This is a genomic window from Vagococcus allomyrinae (assembly GCF_017829975.1).
Classification (GTDB): domain Bacteria; phylum Bacillota; class Bacilli; order Lactobacillales; family Vagococcaceae; genus Vagococcus_D; species Vagococcus_D allomyrinae.
The window spans coordinates 134601-154242 of record NZ_JAEEGA010000010.1 but is presented as its reverse complement, the minus strand read 5'-3'; the positions used below and the strand labels follow the sequence as shown (position 1 = coordinate 154242).

Annotated in this window: 18 protein-coding genes; 3 read left to right on the top strand and 15 right to left on the bottom strand. The window is 35.2% G+C overall.

Annotated elements, in window-relative coordinates; translation table 11 throughout:
- Positions 1-4: 4 nt before the first annotated feature.
- The 7 genes from alsE to I6N95_RS15715 all read right to left on the bottom strand — a co-directional run bounded on the left by alsE (position 5) and on the right by I6N95_RS15715 (position 6741).
- Complete coding sequence (gene alsE, locus I6N95_RS15745) at positions 5-694, bottom strand: D-allulose 6-phosphate 3-epimerase (protein ID WP_209529691.1); 690 nt, start codon at positions 692-694, stop codon at positions 5-7.
- A 52-nt stretch (positions 695-746) separates the two neighbouring features.
- Positions 747-1847 carry a PTS fructose transporter subunit IIC gene (locus I6N95_RS15740; RefSeq protein ID WP_209529690.1) on the bottom strand — a complete coding sequence of 367 codons (1101 nt, stop codon included), beginning with the start codon at positions 1845-1847 and terminating at the stop codon, positions 747-749.
- Positions 1848-1863: 16 nt separating this feature from the next.
- Positions 1864-2313: a PTS sugar transporter subunit IIA gene (locus tag I6N95_RS15735; protein WP_209529688.1), complete on the bottom strand. Its 450-nt coding sequence runs from the start codon at positions 2311-2313 to the stop codon at positions 1864-1866.
- Positions 2314-2327: 14 nt separating this feature from the next.
- The gene (locus I6N95_RS15730; protein ID WP_209529686.1) at positions 2328-2648 is read right to left on the bottom strand and encodes a PTS fructose transporter subunit IIB; all 321 of its coding nucleotides are present in this window, start codon (positions 2646-2648) and stop codon (positions 2328-2330) included.
- 12 nt (positions 2649-2660) lie between these two features.
- Positions 2661-3101 (bottom strand): PTS sugar transporter subunit IIA, encoded by a 441-nt coding sequence (locus I6N95_RS15725; protein ID WP_209529684.1) that lies wholly within the window; start codon positions 3099-3101, stop codon positions 2661-2663.
- Positions 3088-4581: a BglG family transcription antiterminator gene (locus tag I6N95_RS15720; protein ID WP_209529682.1), complete on the bottom strand. Its 1494-nt coding sequence runs from the start codon at positions 4579-4581 to the stop codon at positions 3088-3090. Before I6N95_RS15720 ends, I6N95_RS15725 begins: the two co-directional genes overlap by 14 nt.
- Before the next feature lie 528 nt (positions 4582-5109).
- On the bottom strand, positions 5110-6741 hold the full coding sequence (locus tag I6N95_RS15715) for an ATP-binding cassette domain-containing protein (RefSeq protein ID WP_209529680.1): 1632 nt from the start codon (positions 6739-6741) through the stop codon (positions 5110-5112).
- A 126-nt stretch (positions 6742-6867) separates the two neighbouring features.
- Here I6N95_RS15715 and I6N95_RS15710 point away from each other — a divergent pair, with 126 nt between their 5' ends.
- Positions 6868-7707, top strand: a complete 840-nt coding sequence (locus tag I6N95_RS15710) for a helix-turn-helix domain-containing protein (RefSeq protein ID WP_209529677.1) — start codon at positions 6868-6870, stop codon at positions 7705-7707.
- A 478-nt stretch (positions 7708-8185) separates the two neighbouring features.
- Here the strand turns inward: I6N95_RS15710 and I6N95_RS15705 are convergent, their stop codons facing one another.
- From I6N95_RS15705 to I6N95_RS15675, 7 genes are read right to left on the bottom strand one after another with little or no spacing between them, the layout of a single operon-like run.
- Positions 8186-8797: a hypothetical protein gene (locus I6N95_RS15705; protein WP_209529675.1), complete on the bottom strand. Its 612-nt coding sequence runs from the start codon at positions 8795-8797 to the stop codon at positions 8186-8188.
- Positions 8798-8854: 57 nt separating this feature from the next.
- Positions 8855-9145 (bottom strand): hypothetical protein, encoded by a 291-nt coding sequence (locus I6N95_RS15700; RefSeq protein WP_209529673.1) that lies wholly within the window; start codon positions 9143-9145, stop codon positions 8855-8857.
- A 4-nt stretch (positions 9146-9149) separates the two neighbouring features.
- Positions 9150-9890 (bottom strand): ABC transporter permease, encoded by a 741-nt coding sequence (locus I6N95_RS15695; RefSeq protein WP_209529671.1) that lies wholly within the window; start codon positions 9888-9890, stop codon positions 9150-9152.
- Positions 9884-10636, bottom strand: coding sequence for an ABC transporter permease (locus I6N95_RS15690; RefSeq protein WP_209529669.1), 753 nt, complete (start codon positions 10634-10636; stop codon positions 9884-9886). Before I6N95_RS15690 ends, I6N95_RS15695 begins: the two co-directional genes overlap by 7 nt.
- Positions 10636-11553, bottom strand: a complete 918-nt coding sequence (locus tag I6N95_RS15685; RefSeq protein WP_209529667.1) for an ABC transporter ATP-binding protein — start codon at positions 11551-11553, stop codon at positions 10636-10638. The genes I6N95_RS15690 and I6N95_RS15685 overlap by 1 nt, the downstream gene beginning before the upstream one ends.
- A gap of 20 nt (positions 11554-11573) precedes the next feature.
- Positions 11574-13655 (bottom strand): peptidase domain-containing ABC transporter, encoded by a 2082-nt coding sequence (locus I6N95_RS15680; protein WP_209529665.1) that lies wholly within the window; start codon positions 13653-13655, stop codon positions 11574-11576.
- 16 nt (positions 13656-13671) lie between these two features.
- Entirely contained in the window at positions 13672-16443 is a 2772-nt protein-coding gene (locus I6N95_RS15675) for a type 2 lanthipeptide synthetase LanM family protein (protein ID WP_209529663.1), read from the bottom strand.
- A gap of 247 nt (positions 16444-16690) precedes the next feature.
- Between I6N95_RS15675 and I6N95_RS15670 the strand changes: the two genes are divergently transcribed.
- Both I6N95_RS15670 and I6N95_RS15665 read left to right on the top strand, forming a co-directional pair.
- Complete coding sequence (locus I6N95_RS15670; protein WP_209529660.1) at positions 16691-17929, top strand: sensor histidine kinase; 1239 nt, start codon at positions 16691-16693, stop codon at positions 17927-17929.
- A gap of 18 nt (positions 17930-17947) precedes the next feature.
- On the top strand, positions 17948-18691 hold the full coding sequence (locus I6N95_RS15665) for a LytR/AlgR family response regulator transcription factor (RefSeq protein ID WP_209529658.1): 744 nt from the start codon (positions 17948-17950) through the stop codon (positions 18689-18691).
- Between the two features lie 55 nt (positions 18692-18746).
- Here the strand turns inward: I6N95_RS15665 and I6N95_RS15660 are convergent, their stop codons facing one another.
- Entirely contained in the window at positions 18747-18896 is a 150-nt protein-coding gene (locus tag I6N95_RS15660) for a lacticin 481 family lantibiotic (protein ID WP_209529656.1), read from the bottom strand.
- Positions 18897-19642: the final 746 nt, after the last annotated feature.

Here is a 19642-nt window from a genome sequence, read left to right as displayed (position 1 = left end):
TAGTTTATCCTAAACATTTCCCTGTCATCTCCTGATAATCCTGTACCATCATGTCCCATGATGTTTCAATACTTTCATCTAGGCCAAACAAGCCACTGCGACCAACGATGTAAATGTCTGGCCCTGCTTGATCGATGCGCTTAAAGGACTGGCGATTAGAGGAGCCATCCATTTCAATAACATAGCGGTAATCTTTTTCAACTCTTAATTCCCTTAATGCTGTTATTTTATCTAATGTACTTTCGATAAAACGCTGACCTGCAAAACCAGGATCAACCGTCATAATAGTAATTTTGTCCAGACGCTCAATGTAAGGAAATATAACCTCAATGGGTGTTTCCGGATTTAATACAACCCCGGCTTTAAGGCCAGCATCTTGAATTTGGTCAATTAAACGGAAGGCTAGACCATCTAATACTTCTGCGTGCATACAAATCCATTCACATTTTAACGTGATTAATTGCTGAACCCAAAAACTAGGATCTTTGACCATTAAATGAGCCGACATTGGCAGTGAGCTAATCTTTCGAACCTCTTCAATAAACCAAGGAGATAACGTGATATTAGGCACATAATGCCCATCCATAATATCGATATGATAGGAACCTACCTGCTTATTTAAAAAAGTAATTTGTTCTTTAAATTTATCTAAGTCCATCGTCATCAGTGATGGCGAAAATTCTACATTACTCATGATTAACCTCACTTCTTTTATTTTATCGTAACTGTTCTGAGTTCCTTATCTGTTAGATGATCTGGATATCATCCAAACTAATCTCTTCTTCTTCTTTCTCAATATGCTGGCTTAACTCATCCTCAGTCAAATTCTTTTTGATCAGTGCCAAAGTCACTGCCGTAACTAAAATATTGACCAGTAAAGCAATCGCACCTGCCCAAGGTCGAGACATAGTCGGTAGCATTAACACACCACCAAATGGCACCGTGGCATCTGCTCCTAAAACCATCGATACGGCCCCGCCTGCTGCCCCGCCAACTGCCGTTGCGATCACCCCGCGAACAATGTCATTCATCACAATGGGAATAACCCCCTCAACAATATTGATGACTCCCATTGGAACCGCCGACTTTAAGGTTTCAACTTCCAACGAGGTATAGATATTCTTTTTGAATAATTTCGCAATAAAATAAGCTAGGCCAAAACCAATTGGAGTAGCTGTGTTAACCAATTGCAAAGCAGTAATCGGCCCATTGAGCCCTTCTGCCTGCATCGTTAAAGCAAAAGCAAAAACCGTTTTGTTAATGGGACCACCATAATCAACACCACTTAATAGTCCGACGACTGCACCAAAAACCAAAAGTGATGAAGAACCCAAACTATTTAGCCCATTGGTCAGTAACAAAGTCAGAGCCGCAATCGGCGAGCCAATAATATAAACCATGACTAAACCACCGATAATTGAGGTTAAAAAAGGAATAATTAGCGTTGGCATTAAGCCTTTGGCCCATTTAGGAACTTTCACATATGTCAGAGTCCCTATTACTAAATAACCAGCCAGATAACCACCTAAGATCCCGCCAATAAAACCAGCACCAATGGCATTAGCTGTTAAGCCAATAATAAAACCAGGCGCAATCCCCGGTTTGCCGGCAATTGAAAAAGAAATCCCCGTGGCAATCACCACTGGCAATAACCCTAAACCTGCCCCACCCATTGTCGCAAACGCATCCCAAATGGAAAATTCCCCTTGTACTAACTGTCCCTGACTCGTTCCACCAAAAGCCATTCCAATGGCGATTAAAAAACCCGCGCCACAAACAATTGGAATTAAATAGGAAATAGCCGTTAATAAATGTCCTTTAAGATTTAATTCTTTGATTTTTTTCATGTTACTCTCCTTCTCCCTATGCAAATGCAGCCAAAACCTCTGCTGCCGAACTTGCTTTAAGCAAGCTCTCAACCACTTCATCATTTCCCAGCTTTCTCGCAAACAATGACAATAATTTTAAATGATTGGTAGCACCATCCGTATCATTCCCAACAGCAAACAAGATAATTCCCTTTACTCCTTGGTCATCTAGCGACTCCCAAGGGATCTCCTCTTGGCTGATACCAATGGCTACCCCTATTTTATTTACGTACGCACTTTTGCCATGAGGAATGGCAATATAATTGCCAATGCCTGTTTTCCCTTCAGCTTCACGCGCATAAATATCTGCTATAAAGCCTTCTATTTCAGTAATATACCCATTATCCAATAGGCTTGCCGCTAACTCCTGAAGTACCTCTTCTTTCGTTTTTGCTTGCATATTTGTTCTCACTGTTTTTAAATCAATGATATCCGATACTTCCATTGTCAGTCTCCCTCTTACGCTTTTTCTTGTTCAACAACTTCCTTGGCTTTTTCAATCAGTTTATTAGGTGATTTTACGGCCACTTCAGTTGGTACTTGAATAATTCGCTTACCTTCAAAACGTTCACGGCCTGCGATTTTAACATCGACTGCTAAAATAACAATGTCCGCTTCTTCTATTTGCTTAACCGTTAGTTCATTTTCAGTACCAATGGTTCCTTGAGTTTCAATCGAAATATCATATCCCGCCTTTTTTGCAGCATTTTCCAATTTTTCTTGTGCGATATACGTGTGGGCAATACCTACCGTACACGCTGCGACTCCGACTATTTTCATCATAAATTCCTCCTAAACATTCATTAACGCTTTTTTAAAGGCTCCTTCTGTCTCCATATTTATTAACGTTTCGACGAACGCCTCATCTGCTAATTTTCTAACAGCTAAACTGATCTGTTTTTTGATTGCCATAGTTTCATTGTGTTTTAACAAAATGACGATAATCAATCTTATGTCTTTGTCCGTTTCACTCCAAAAGGGAATGGGCCTTTCCAAATGAAGATAGATTATCCGACTCTCCTTTAAAGACGCACTTTCAATATGAGGCAACAAAACATGGTCAGCAATCATCGTACTTCCAACCGCTTCCCGCTCGTTAAGCAGTTTGATTATCTCCGGTTTCCCAGCAACCCCAGTTAGTTGAGCACCTAGCTCACCAATTAACTCAACTGCCTGACTTTTATTGGCTAACTGACAATTAAAATAAAGTTGGTGTAAATTAGTGTCGGTCATCGTAAATCTCCTCAATTTTAGTTTGTAACATTTTCTGGTCATCGCCAGTAAACATGGCACTGACCAACAGTGTTTTGATCGACACTTGATGGTTTAGGTGAATGGTCGTTAAGATTAACTCAATATCCGGATAAGTCGCTAAAAATTGTTTGGCATCTCTTGTTGAGACAACTGCGACTATTTCCAATTCAGGAAACTTTTTAGCCACTTTGACCTTCAATAACTCAGAAGTACCGATCCCTGTTGTGCACATGATTAGCGTCCGAATTGGCAACTGATTCGTTTCAATCATTCGAGCAAAGTATAACGTAATAAACCCATTTTCATCAGCACTTATCTCGGGCAATTGGTATGTTTCACTAATCATGCTGGATATTTTTGAAACATTCTTAAAAATATCTTCATAAACCATTTTTATTTGATCAAGCAAACTGTTTTTTACGTGGATATTGTGCTCCAGTCGATTAAGCATGGGCTTAATATGATTAGCCAAATCGATAAAAATCGGCTCATTGGTCATGGATAAATGAAGTTGCCGACTCATTTCATCTAAGTATAATTGTGTCACCTTAGAGACTTCAGGAGAAAAAATGGCCAAAGGCTCCAGTGAATCCTGCATCCTGGAAGACACCAGATACTGATACAAATAGTAAGTTTCAACTTCAGGCAGACTCTCGTTTAAATACTGTTCTGTCTGATAAATGATGTCCTTTGAAATCTGGCGAAGAATAGGCTCCTTCGCCAAGGCTTGTTTTTCTTCCTGAGAAACAGTCTCAGTCATAGTAAACAGTGAGGTTCCCACCTTTCTGGACCGACTAATCAAAATATATAAATGGGAAAAAATATTAACATTATAAGGATGAGGAATAACGATGTCCAACCTCTTTTCAATCAATCGCAGCTGGTCTAAAACAAATAACACATCATAGTTATTAAAATTAAGTGTCTCATTATGTTTAAGTTCATCAATATCAATAATGTTTAGCAGTTGAATTAAATCAGAAATGGCCTTGCGAATGTTAGCTTCTTCACCGATAATTGCCATTGTTCGGTTCTTTCGTTCTAGCGATAAATTATACTGTGCCAATTCTTTGCTAATTAGTTGTTCATCGCTTGAAATAACGGAATCACCAACAAAGAATTTTTCGTATAGTTGATAGACATTCGTGGCTCTTGGTGATGATAGCAACAGTTCTTCCATAACCCGCTTTCTTCTTTCAGAAGGCGTCACTTGACTTTCTCTACTCAACTGCTGATGAGTTCGGTTCATATACTTCTGATAATTTAATCTATATCCTCTCCCCTTCTCTGAAGCGATCAATATCCCATCCGAACTTTGATCATTAATCCCTTTGATTAATCGATACACTGTTTTATTGGAAATATTGAGTTCTTCTGCTAACTCTCCAGAGGTGACATATTCTTGTTTTTTTGATAATAATAGCAATAGCCGTTGTTCTCGCTCTTCCTTTGAACTCATGGCCATCCCCCCTTCGATATATTCATCATAACCCATTAATTCGAAAACGCTTCACTGACTTTTGTCCATTGCAATGGACAAACAGTTCCCCATCTGATTATGACGAGAATTCAGGAAATTCGCCCTTCTAATACACTGAGTGTCTGTTCTAACTTATTTTGATTGTAGCTGTCACCTCATAAATTAGCAACAACGAACTCTTAACAATTAACAGACTTTCTTAGTAAAAAAGCACCTTGAAAACCGCCTACCCACTCCAAAAAAACACCAAATCCATTATATTAACAGATTTGGTGCAAACTTCCTATTAAGTTTTATTGATGACGCTCCTAGCTTCCATCATTGAATTATCTGTCTCGATATCAGGAGCAGTGGGACTATTGTTGTACTTAGTTCCCTCACTGTTTTCTTCAACATATCCGTTAGTTAGTTGCACAACTGGACCATCATATAAATTTACTTGAATATAAGATGATATATCCCCACTGATTCAGTTCCTAAAAAGGCGACATTCAAAAATTATATCGGTTATAAAATTTCACAACGTTTACTCGCTATCCTATAGATTTTTTTCGCCTCACCTTCCAACGAAACATCATGAGTAATCATAATGATGATCCGATTGACACTCTCATCTATTAACAACCTTTTCAAAGCTTCGATACTGGCAATATCCAAGTTTACAAAAGGCTCATCAATAAACCAAATAGGCTTGTCTTTGTGATTAATAAAAAATCTGGCGAGCATCACCTTTTGTCGCTGTCCTAAAGAAAGTTTATTAACATTGGCATTTAAAAAAGTGATATCAAGAACGGAATAAATTGATTGGAGGTAGTCCAAGTCATAAGCGATTTTGCCAAACAAAATATTTTGTTCAATATCATCCTCGATAAATAAAGAAGAACTGGTAAAATAGCCAATCTTTTGATCGTGACTCTCCGGTGAAAAGTAGATATCATCAAGTAAAGAAGATTTTCCCGACCCATTCTCCCCTTGTAATAAATAAATTCCACTCTCTTCAATCAATAAGTTCGACACAGTTAATACATGCTGATTATTTCTATAAACAGAATGATGCTTGATTTCAAGAGACCTTTGATCAGCAGTAATCGAACTTTTTTCAAAATGGCTAGAATCCTCTTGATTACTCAACTCGTTGGAAATGCTTTTAAAGCGATTGATATAAGGATAAACATTCTTTTGTTCAATAACAACAGAAGCCAGATTATTCATTGAAGCAAATAAAAGTGAGATAAACTGAACAACAAATAAGATCATCCCAATCGTCGATTTACCTAAAAGGACCAGAATCATCCCCACGCCGTAAATAATCGTCGATTTACCTAAAAGGACCAGAATCATCCCCACGCCGTAAATAATCGTCGGTGATGAACTCGTGAGAAATGCTGGAATACTTTGAATCAGCGTGTACCAGAAATTATAAGTTATCCGTTTTTCTTGCCACTGAAAAATATACTTCTTGATAATGTCAGATAAATAGCGGGAGTTTGCAAAAATTTTAGACTCTTTATGAGAATTAATAATATTGGAAATTTTAGATGTAAGCTTATCTTGAGCGAAGGTTTCCTGAATGATGGTATCTTGAAATCGATTCGTATTAAAAAAAATCGAAAAGCCATATAATAGCAAACAAAGAACACTTAAAAGCGCAAAGGGAAGAGAAAAATACCAGAGGACACACAAATAAATCACAATCTGACTGATATAAATGAAAAGACTTAAAAAATTAATATAGCCTGCTGCAATCACGCCAGTTTCTGCATAAAGGGAATTAAACAGTAAACCATCGTCTAGTTTTTCCCTTTGGCTTTTAGATAATTGATAAAACAGATCAACTTGATACAGTCGTAGATTGCTACTAATATAGGTGATAATTTTGTCAGAATAAAAGGCAACATAATAAAAATTGAATAGATGAATACAGCCAATTAAAACCAGGGAGATCAGCAACCAATACATAATGCTAGTGATATTTTCATAAATAGCGTGTGATTCAAATAAAAACTTGATTAACAAAGGCGGTATTAATGAGAAAATACCACCTAAAAAGATGTTGAATAGACACCTGCTTATCAGGATTTTCTGTCCTTCCTGAATTAATGGCAATTGTCTGTATTCCTTAATAAGACTTTTAAACATGCAAAGCGCCTCCTAATCGATTTTGTACCAACCATCTTCTTTCAATTTTATGCCTACAATTATATACAAAAAGGGAATAAACTATTAAAATGAGGAGTATAATCACATGAAAAAGGAGTGGAGAAAATGGATTACGGGAGAACCTATAAGTTTATCAGAGAAAGTAAAAAATTGAAACAATCATATATTTGTGGTACAGCCATGTCCAGATCCACTTTATCAAAGTTTGAAAACGGCAAGTTAATGCTCAGTATCGAAAAGTTTGATTACCTTTTGCGGCAAATTGACATGCCCTATGACGAGTTTATGTTCATTTCGAGTAAGTATAAAAAAGATCAAAAAACTCAAATTTTAGACATTTTTTTTCAACTATTCCCCAATTCAAATAATGATCTTTTAAAAAACCTTATATTGCAGTGTGACAACTATCTGATCAACTCAGATGAATGGCAGATCCGTGCCATTAGAGATATTTCAAAATCCCTAATGGCCATGAATGATAATACGGAAATCACTTGTATTTCCAAAGTGCTAGTAAACGATATTTGGCAAAAATTGGCAACGTACGATGAATGGTATTTGAATGAGCTACAATTTATTAATTGTTGTTTATTCTATTTCCCCCTGGACACCTCTCTAAAGATTGGCAATGAGTTGATGAATCGAATAAATGATTTTGATGCTTTTAAAAATACTCTACCGCTACAAATCTCAATCTTATTAAACCTTTCTTTATTGTTATTACAAGAACAGCGGTATCAAGAATCCCTTAAATTTAGCGAAAAAGCTCTCGCCTTATCAAAGAGACTAAGACGCTACGATTATTGGGCCATCTCAACCATTCAGTACGCCATAGCGTCAGGAGATACCAAAAAGATAGATGATGTCTTAAAACAGATCTATGACTTAGAAGATTATGACCTGCATCATTCACTTCAAAATGAAATTGAAGAGTTGGGCAAATGAACCGCCAATTCGTAACCAGCATCTCCGAAACACAATCTAAGAAAAAGCCCAGCTGATCAAACCCACGATCTTAAGGGGATAGCCAACACAAAGCGCCAATTATCTTCTATTTCGTGAAAAAAAATAGAATGATGAATTCAAGTGATTTTGCAAATAAACAGGTGTAGCTGAAATGGTTGCGGCTACACCTGTTAACTGTTATTAATGTTGCTTAAAATAAGCAGAACGGAAGTCAACATAATCTCCGTTCACTTTCACTATAAAGACTACTTTCTTATCTGATATTGTTGACATCATTCATACATCTCATAAAAGTCTCATCATTTTTATCCCAGGCTAAGCAAATATCTTTACTAAATAAAATCGGCATCAGTAAACAATCGTAAATAATAACTAAAGAACAATGTGTACATCTTAATCTCTCCTTCCTAAATAATATCTCACAAGTAAAATTTTATATTTATCAATCAGTTAATTACTAAGTAAACACCTCCAATAAAATCGGATCAACCTGGTTCTCCTCGATATCGGCAATCACTTTCAACATAACATTTTTATCTACTCGAATATTGCCTCGCAGTTTATTCTTATAATAAATACTATCAGCTATCTCTTGTCTAGTCATACGTTGCTCCATTTTCTTGATATTAGCCCAATCGCCTAATACAAAAGCGATCGAATCCCATACCCACCTATCCCTATCAACTGATGCTTCCCCAGAATCAATCACAATTGTATGATTTTGGATGATTGATGCTAACCACTCAGGAAGATAATTAGCGACAGTATCAGGAAAAATATGACCAATTATTTCGACGCCCATGGATTTATCCGAAATAGCGATGTCCGTGTCATAAATTGATCGGTATTGCTCTTTTGATGCATGGACTACCTGCTTAGTATTTTCTTTATAATCCAAAGCAACATAAGATTTCAATAAATCATCATTTTTAATATGAACTACTTTGGGCGTTACCCAATAATCTATTTCCGTCGGAATAGCCGTGGCTGAAGACACAGCAGAAAAAGAAATTAAGGTTAGACATGATAACACCAGACTTAAGATTAATTTATTAGATTTTTTCATCATTTAATAACCACCTTATTACTTTCAATTGTTTTTTAAAGGTATAATTAACACAAAAAATTAATTTTGTAGCCTGAATACTAATAAGGAGCAAAGCAACAACAAAATTAGCATTGAATAAGCAAATCCAAACAGCATAAGTAACCTTTGTAAAAACAGCTCTGTTTTATCTTTATCAAGTAATTTTTTGACAGTATAAAAAACGATGATACTCACTGAAAAAATATTTACAAGAACGCCTATTGCTTGGTTATTAACTACAAGACTAGGCATCTTTTGTTGCATCACCAAATTTATAATAGGCAACGATGCCACTATCAACAATCCATATTCTTTCTTAATTGCTCGCATCACACTAATCCTCCCTGTTATTTAAGACATTTATACTTAAAAATAAGGCAATTGCCGAATAAAAAACTGTTACTACGCAAAACATTAAAAATTCTTGCCCTTGAAAGACAGTTAAAGTTCTTGCACGCATCCCAACTGCAATTTGACTGTAAGGAAACAGTTGAAATAAGAAATCACCTATAAAAAGAGTCATTAACCCTAAAATAGCACCTGCCGCTGACAACAATATCGGAAAAGTAAACTGTCTAAATTGGATAGAGAAAAGCAACTGAATGGCCGTCACCGAAAACGTGCCAATCCATCCAAGAATGCTCCATAAAGCAAAGTGCCAAAATTGAATCGCTGGTACTTTCAAGACCCATGCAGATAAAGTAAAGATTATCAAGAATATCATTTGATTTATTCCAGTAAACAGTTGAATGCTGAAGAACTTTGCCATGACCAACATCCTTTTCTTGACTGGTATAATCGATATTCTTTGCCAGTTTCTACCTTTTTCTTCAAATTGCCAACTGACCGCGCAAAGGACCCCGATTAAAATTGGAAAAAAGAGCTGAGAGGAATACAATGAACTTTGCCCCCATAATACTAGGCTTTGATTACCATCGTTTTGGAAAACCTCTCGATTAGCAGAAAAGATAACTGATCCTATTAACACACTTAGAATATTGAATCCCAGTAGAAAAAACACAAAATAGCTTTTTCGTAATTTTATTAGCTCCGTTATAATCAATTCTTTTAACAAAATTCCATCACCTTCGCTTTTTTTCTAATAAGCACCATTTCTCCAATGACTAAGAGAACGATTACCACCATTAAAAATGAATACTGTGAATTATTTGAATAGACATAGCCATTGTTTACAATCGTTCTGCTAACAGGATTTAACAACGCATAGTATTGCCAAGGTAAAAATAATTGAAGAACTTTTGGTAACATCCCTCCTGACACTAAGCCAATAAAACTCGCTCCTAAGGCTAAAATGATCCCAATAGACTGTTTTTCAATAAACAAGGAGATAGCTAAATGTAACATTACGAGAAAAATACTAGCTACCAAATAACTTAAAAGAAATAGCAACACTGGCCCCCACTCAAAAGAGAGACGATTAGCGATCGAAAGTCCTATTAAATACAAAACCTGAACAATGCCCAAAACGACAATGATCAACATCCCAACCAAACTTTTAGCTAAAAAAAGAGTTTCGATACTTTGATTGTTAGTTTGTAGTAAACGGAACATTTTGCCTTGATGCTCAATGTCAATTAAACGTGAACACATCACACCAATTAGCAATGGAAAGATCATGCTATTGATGATGACTAAATCATTAATAAGAACCAACACATTTCGATAGCTCTCATTAAAGTTAAATTCTTTTATTGCAATGATCGTACACCATACTAGACCTACGCCTAGAAACAAACAAATTGGCAAGAAAAAGTGACGTCTTTTCAATTTCAATAATTCTAACGAAATCAATGTTTGCACTATAATCCCCCCTGATTCCCACTTGTCATTTCTAAAAACACCTGTTCCAATGATTTTCTTACCGGTGTCACTTGGTAAATTCTCACCTTATTTTCAACCAATAACTCAACAGCATTTGCTACCTTTTCCTTGTGATCATCGATTAATTGAATTTTATTTGACTGATTATCAAATAAACTAAATCCGTGCTGTTCTAATAACCTAATAGCCCTGGCATCTTGATTGGTCTGAACCTCTATTCGAGAGGCTTCTTCTAGTTCCGCTAAAGCCCCTTGAAACAGTAATGTTCCGTGATTAATAATCCCAACAGTTGTCGCCATTTGCTCTACCTCTGAGAGCAGATGGCTAGATATCAAAACAGTCATGCCATATTCTTTAGGAAAAGATTTGATTAGTTCTCTAATCTCTTGAATTCCAGCTGGATCTAAGCCATTTGTTGGTTCATCTAATATCAGTAGCTTGGGAAATTTGACAATCGCCAATGCGATCCCCAACCGTTGCTTCATTCCCAATGAATAATTTTTAACCAATTTATTTTGATGCTCTGTCAATCGAACAATCCTTAATGACTCTCTAACATTTTTCTCTGGAAGTCCTAATAACCGTTGCATAATTTGAAGATTTTCCAAGCCCGTTAAATTAGCATAATAAGAAGGTTCTTCAATTAGTGACCCTATATCTTTCAGAATTTCCTGCTTATTTCCACTCAGCTCTTGATTAAATAATTGAACCTTCCCTGTACTTGGTCTTAATAAGCCTAAGATCATTTTCATTGTCGTGCTTTTCCCGGCACCATTTGGCCCTAAAAACCCATAAATTTCTCGTTCTTTTACTGAAATGGAAAGATCACTTACTGAATAAAAATCAGAAAACTTTTTACTTAAGCTCTTCGTCTGTAACACGATCGTTCTACTCATCACTGTTCCTCATCTCTGTCTCAATCCTCTGATAATCTTAAAAACTCTCGATATTTTTCACATTTAGCATATAAATTTAAGTGTGTATCAATCTCCACCTTCCCACCTTGAACAAAAATCACTCGATCAACAAAATCCAGCACGTCTAAATGATGGCTTACTAATATGATCGTACGATTGGCATAATAACTATTTTGAAGGACATTAGTATAAATATTGAGCCTATTCTTATTATCCAGACTACTAAATGCCTCATCCCAAAATACCAGTTTATTACTATTTAACAATGATTTGGCAATAAGCAATCGCTGCATTTGTCCGCCAGAAACATTTTTCCCATTTTGGAAGACTTGTGAATAAATCTTCTTTGGTAGCGAATCAACTAACTCAATAATATTAACATCAGTTAAAACCTGTTGGATTTCATCGGCTTTGATGGCCACTTCCTGATTAACCAAATTTTCTAAAACTGTTCCTTTTCGTAAACTCATACTCTGTAAAACAACTCCAACCTGATCTCTAAAGTTCTCATACCCATACACGATTTCCCCTTCATAAGAATATAACCCTAACAGAATATTTTGTAAGGTGCTTTTACCTGCTCCAGACTCACCCACAATGGCCACTTTCTCACCTTTGAAAATATCTATATTGATGTTTTCAAAAATATTTTCAATGGAATCATACGTGTATGAGACATTTTTAAGTGATAAAGCGTACTTCGATTTAGCATCAATTTTTTCACTTCTTTTGGGAACTTGAATTAGGAGATCATTTATTTTTTCCCCATAAATTGATAATTTAGATACCTCAAAAACTGCAACTTGGACCTGGGACACTGCTGAAATAAACAACGAAACGCCTGATTGAAAAAGAATTAAATCAGCAATTGTAATGAGCCCGCTTTTACTAAAGTAAACACCAATCATGATCAAAAAAATCACACTAATATAGTTAAAGGTCTGACTAAAAGTATTAGCTATCCCATCTATTCTTAAAATTGTGTTATACGAGTTCAACGTTTGTTGGCTTTTTAGAACCCAATTTTTGTTTGTCTCATCTTCCTTAGATTGTGCCTTAATCTGATCCATTTGACTTAAATCTTCTTGCGCAATTGAGGTAAACTCAATTGTCTTTTGCATATATTCTATATTGGCCTGGTTCTTCTTTAAAAATAAGAAACTACTAATTAAAAGATAAAGTAATGACATAAAAATTAACAATCCAGTCAAATCCAATGACACAAAACCCAAGTAAATAATCAACAAAAATACCGATAAAAAATTTAAAATAGCTGGTAAAATTTGAAGTAAAATATTATCGCGAATCCCTGTTTTCAAATTAATTTTTTCAATGATTGTTCCCACCGTATTATTTCTAAAATAGAGTATTGGACGACTAAAGATACCTTTGAAAATAGTCGCAGTGATCTCCTTTTCATACAGAACATTCGCTTTTTCTTGTGCGACTTGCTTCGTAATAAAAGCCAGTACTTGAAAAAATACCAAACACCCAATTATCCCGAGTGAAAACAAAAAGGAATACCTCTGAGCCAATGTATCTCGTATCATCACTGAAAATATCAACGCCACTAGCTGCGCTATCACAATTGATACAATATAACGCGATGTGTTTCTGTTCAGAAAGGTTTTAGTCAGCGCCTGGGCTATTTTCGATTCGGCGTTCCCTTTAATAAAATCTTGAGTCGGTGATAGAGAAATAATATAACCGGAAAATTTATCCGAAAACAACTGAAATGTCGTTCCGATTTTTCCAACTGCTGGATCAATGATGGTTATTTTTTTTCGGGATATTTTTTTAACTACAACAAAATGGTCGTTATTCCATTGAATAATCACTGGCATTTTTAGCTCTTTTAGCACATCAACGTCAACCGTTTCTTTTTTTGTTTTGTACCCCTTCATTTTCATACCATTTTGACGATTCAATTTGTTTAAATACCCTACTGATAAACCATCTGGTGGGATCATTTCTCTATCATACAATTCATGTAAAGAGATATTTTTGCCATAATAACTCAAAATCATTGAATAGCAGGCTAATAGACAATCCTGCTCACCATCTTGAAGAACAACCTTCATTCCCCTACACCTCCACTCATATCATACTAGGCAATAAAATGCCTAAATCGCTTTTTCCTTTTTTATACCTAATCAATGCGTAAAGAATTCCCGAAATCCCTGTCATCATCCCATATGAATAGAACTCGCTACCAAGACCGCAAATCCAGCCTTCAGTCAATCCATATTTACAAATGGAATAAGTATTTTTAGCAATTTTTGCTTGTAAAACCTTGTTTTCTTTTTCAAAGTTAACTTGATAGAAGTTTGCTATCATTATATTTCCAGCAATTCCGTGACATAGACAAAAATTATTTTCAGTCATTCCCTCCCAAAGCACAATATCAATTAACTCATTTAACTCATCAATTAGTTGAATGCGCTGCTGCTCCTTTAAGAATTTATCTTGATTATCCATACTTAACCACATCATTCTTGCTAGTGCCTGTCCAGTTGCTCCATGACACCAGTAAGCTGAATAATCATTTTTCTGTTTGCGATAATCTTTCCATCCTCTAGCAATTTTTAATGCCCGTTCGTTTTCCCAAAGTGCCAGAAAAGAGTTCAAGAATTGTTGATCATTGGACAGTTGGTACACACACACTAAAGCTGTCATTAATCCGCTGTTCCCATGAGCATAACTAGCGATCTTTTGCCCTAAATTTAACGAGTTTAGAAGCCTTTTCCCTAACTGCCTAATCTCCTTTACATAAGAAGTTTTGTCGGCCAGTCCAGATAAATAAATAATCATTCCCGCTTCACCAGCCAAAACATCATTTAATTCAGATGGCCGTTTTATAGCCTTTCGCACAATGTCTTTAAGGTATATGGAAGCATTTAATTCAGATAATTGAAAGATTTTTTCATACTCCTGTAAGAAAGCTAATTCTCCTAGTAATCCATTATAAAATGAATAATCTGCAGTAGAATTTTCATAAAGTTTTTTAATAAATTCTTTTTTCACACTAAGATAGATCAGCTTCAATCGCTCTCTCGTATTCTGATTTGGTGCAAACTCGTAGTATTCAAGTAAAGCCGTACCAATACCTGAAAGACCTTTGTAAATGTCATTCTCTAAACTTTCAAAGACAATTTGATCATTCGCTGATACTCCTAAGTTCATCCAATTAATTGAATGATCTCCCTCACCTATACATGCATTCGTTTCAATAATTTCAACCAACATTTTAATACCATTATCCAGATCCGTGAAAGCACCAGTTGAAACGTGATACTGTGAGAAATCTTGTCCATCTTTAAATAATTTTTCTTGACTCTCAATTGAAAAATTAATCCATTTAATTTGTTGAGCTAAATCATCTAAATGACAGCTTTCGAACTTTTTGAGAAACTGTTTGAAAGGACTGATTGGTAATTTACACACAAATTGTTGCTTTAAATCCGTGACATTTTCCGAATCAAACTGACACATAAAAAAAGGAATGGACAAGGCATCTAATTGATTGATTTCTGCATCAATAACAGCTGGCGCTAATCCCTTATCAAATGTCCTGATTTTCTCAAAAATCATTTTTCGTTTTCCAGCGTAAACTGGGGACTTAGCTGCTTGAATTAACGCTGAATACTCCATCGTATTTCTGAGCAATATGCGAGTAAACACGGAGGCACTTTCTGATTCAACGAAAGACTTTAAATCCTCTTTATTAGTTAGCATCAACTTATAACCAAATGAAAAGCCATCGTCTATATCATTAACATAACAGTAAGGATCGCAATATTCTTTTTGATTATTCCTGATAATAAACGGAATATGTCCGTTGAATCTCTGATGAACTATTTCCTTCTTAAATTGAATATCATCTCTAAATGGGTTAACAATAACCCTTTCTTCTCGAGTAAAGCTTCCTCCCAAAATGCCACTTGTATCCCCACCAAATTGGTTTTCATTTCCTAATACAGGCAGCATACCTGTTGCATAAACAGAGTGGCTCACTTTAGATTGAATAGCATCACTCGCTTCATTTTTAGGCGTCATTTCAAACATTGACACACTAAACAATGTCTCTAAATCAACAATATTCGGATACTCTCCCTGGCAAACAACATTTTCAAAATGAATATCTGTTAAATTTATCACATAGGCAATTGACAACAAATACCCAACTCTTTGATAATAGCGCCGTACTTCCTCCTGTGAAGAGACAGCGGATTGTTCCAAAAAATCCACCCACCCATATGATCCCTGGTCCAAAATTTTAAGAGGGTAAAAATTTAAAACACTTGAGTCGCTATCATTGGTTTTACCTAGCAGTTTTAAGTAGCCCAAAAATTTATAAAAAAAGAGATCATTTTTAACTGTTTTAGGTTTATAAATTAATTTAGACAAGTTTGTAGTTAATTCAACTACTGCTTTGCCATTATGAAAATCTCCCTTTATAGTCAAGAAAAGAAGCTTCTCCTCTTCATCACGAATCATCCCTCGCTTTAGCAATAATTGACGATCACGATAAAAATCTCCTTTAATCTGTTTGACAAGGTCCGTATAAGCAGACACTTGAACTTGCAAATCTTGGTAAATTGCAGGATATTTGGCAATTAATTCTTCATAGGCCTTGCCACTTCCAGAATATCTTTCCTCAAAAAAGAGATATCGAGATTCTGGTGTTGGTCCTGATAGTTTTCCCAACCGACTTTTTTCATTAATCATTAACACTAGTGCCTTTCCACAAATATCAAGAATAAGAGATTTCAAATAGAGGATATCTAGCAAATCATCCTGTTGAATGGACAATTTCTTAATAACATCTTCCAAAAATTCATTAAATTGATAGTCTGTTACATTTTTCATACTTCACCCCTTCCTAGATACCTAAATCAATAATATAAGAACACCTGTAATGTTATTGATTGAAACTAATTTTTCAGTGTGCTATCCTTAACTAATAAGCCAATAGGAATCTACGTTCCACTAGCTTCTGGCGCAAAACACTAACAATCGATAAGAGATAGAAGCGCTCAAAAAAAACGCGTAGACAACTGATGTCATCCTTAGTTTATGGCTTTAAATAGAGTCTCAAAGAAAGGAAGCGGGTAAATTGAATGACTTAAATCCAATATTTTTCTTCATAAGTTCTTTAAATTTAGGAGCCTTCTTCTTTCCATATTCTTCAGAAAAGAAGAAGATATCTGTTGCCCTTGCCTTTGCATTTTCACTATCTATGTTTTCAGACAACGAATTGTTCAAAATAGCCATATTTTTATTAAGTCTAGTGTTTCTATTCTTCACAGATTCTTTGACGTTAGCTATTAATTACTTTAGCGGCTTTCTTCTCTATTCTTTTATAGCACTTTTGTATTTTTATCTCTTGAATGTGTTAGCTCTAAACACTTTACTTAACTCTTCGCTTCCATGGATTTTGTTGTTTATTATTTGTAATTCTTTGACATTTCTTATCCGATTAATCCTAAAACGAAGAAACTTAGCTCCTTCAATCTTTCAAAAAAAGGAACATAATGTTTACATTATTTTTTTGATTGAAATTTGTTTGCTCATCATTCTTTACTCCTTTTTCTCGAAATTGTACATTCCACTTATTAATGTTTTGTCCAAGCAAACCCCTTTATATTTACTTGGGATTTTCTTATTGATCGGGATAATTAGTTGTATTTTAATTATCAGTTTATACAAAATGAAAATTGATGCCAAAATTGCCAAACAAAACCAGGAACAACAAAAACTTTTATATTCTTACGTCAATGAAATAAAATCTCAAAAACATGATTTCAATTCAAACTTGACCACACTACAATACCTTGTTTTAAGCAAAAATTATGATGAATTAGAAAGCTTTCTTAACGCTCTCCTTGACGAGCACGATACTATTAATCAAGCGATGATTACCTCAATACCTGAATTTAGTGCCCTGCTCTTCAAGTATGAAAAAAAGGCTAAAAAAGAACATGTCACACTTTCTATCAACATTGAGACCAAATTTGAAGATGCCCCACTTTCCTTGTATCAGATAAATAGACTTTTAGGAAACATCCTTTCAAATGCAATTGAAGCTGCCAAACATACCAATGAAAAAGAAGTATCACTGACCATAAAAAAAGAGAAGTATTTACTTTATTTTATTATTAAAAATAGTGGCGAAATCGATGCTGAAATAGAAAAAGTTATGTTTCAGCCAAATCAAACATCAAAAGAAACTAAGGAAGAACATGGTTACGGTTTATACATTGCACATAAAATCGTCAGTGAGGTCAACGGACTCATTACCTTCACCCAACTCAATCATTCTGTTATTTGCACCATCGAACTACCGTTAAAATAAGGCATTGGAGGAAAAAAGATGAAAAGAATCAGCACCATAATTATTGATGATGACAAAGAATTTATTGAAATACTTGTACAACAACTTTCATTTTTCCCCTTTATCTCACTCGTTGGAACTTTCAATAATTTTCTCGAATCAAAAGCAACACTCGAATCTAATGAGATTAACTTAATTTTTTTGGATATCAAATTGAAGAATGAAAATGGAATAGAAGTGGCTGAAACAATCAAAAGCTATGATAAACACGTAAATATCATATTCATCACTTCTCAACCTGAATATGCATTAGAAGGATATAGAGTAGCACCTTTTGACTTCATTACTAAACCCATCAATCCAACTCGATTAGACAAAACCCTCGTTCGTCTAAAGGATAAAATAGAAGAAGAACATCCTTTTATCAATGATGATGTGCGGATGGGAATCAAAGTTGGCACCTCTATTGAACTTGTTCAAATTAATTCCATTACCTCTATTGAAAAAAAAGTACGAAAAATTGAAATTCACTTAGATAATGGCAACAGCATAGTCAGTGGAAACTCTTTAAAAGAGTTAGAAAAAAAACTTCACAGCCATGGCTTCACTTTAGTAAGTAGGACCCTATTAATCCCATTAAGAGAAATTAAGCGACTTGATTATAATAAATATGAAAAATACTATGAAATTGTCTTAAAAGACAACCTGACCAAAATCAAAATTTCTAAAGAAAAGTATCGTTCTCTTAAAGAAAAATTAAAAGATTTTAACTGGATACTATAAAACAGGGCAACAGCTGAGGTTAAAGAAAACTGTTGCCCTGTTCGCCTGATTCATCCTATGAACAACACGTGAATATCCACTGCCAACTGTTCATATGGCACTCATGAGAAATGGTTTTAATGACACCATTCCCCGCACCTAAGATAGCGTCCAACTCTTCTTCTGTCACTTCTTCAAGAAGGTTCATGTGTTTCATTTCTTCCATTGGTGATTCCTCCTTTCATCGTTAGATAGAATTTACTCCATGGTAATAAATTCTTAATGGGCCAAATAGACTTGCAATCTATAGTTTTACTTTATCGTTAAAATGCAAAATCGTAAAATTGATTAAACCCTTCAAATTACTGCTTAATTGCTGTTTTTTGTCAAACTAACAGATCAGTTATTTGATTTAACACATCTTTTCAGCGAGCAACCATTTTTGTTCAAAAAGCAACCAGAAGGGGAACTGAATCTATAATAAACAACAGCTGAGTCATCTAAGAACTAGATTCATCCACCCTATCATTTCCAGAAATCAAAATTCCTTACTCCCCCATACTTTAGGAATAAGTAGGAAACAAATAGTGGGAACCGAAAGGCCATTGCCTACCCTCACAAATAGTAACGAATGCCGCCATTACCTATCAATCCCACTATCTGGAAACCCAACGACGACGCTCTAACCAACCAAAAAACGGCATCAGACTCACTGTCCAATGCCGTTTTTCAATAGTGGTTAGAGTTATCCTCTCTAGCAGTTTCACTTCTTTTACTGATACCCAAATAAGCCTGAGACTTTTCCTAAAAAATGAAAAAGTCCTAGAAAAAAGCGCTTAAATTAGGTACAATAAACAAAGCTAGTAGTTTACTGCTAGCTATTGGCAACTTGATTTGACAGTTGTAGCTGTTTCATCGAGACTCCGTTTTTGTGACGACCAATCACAAAGCGGAGTGCCATAAAGTTTAGTT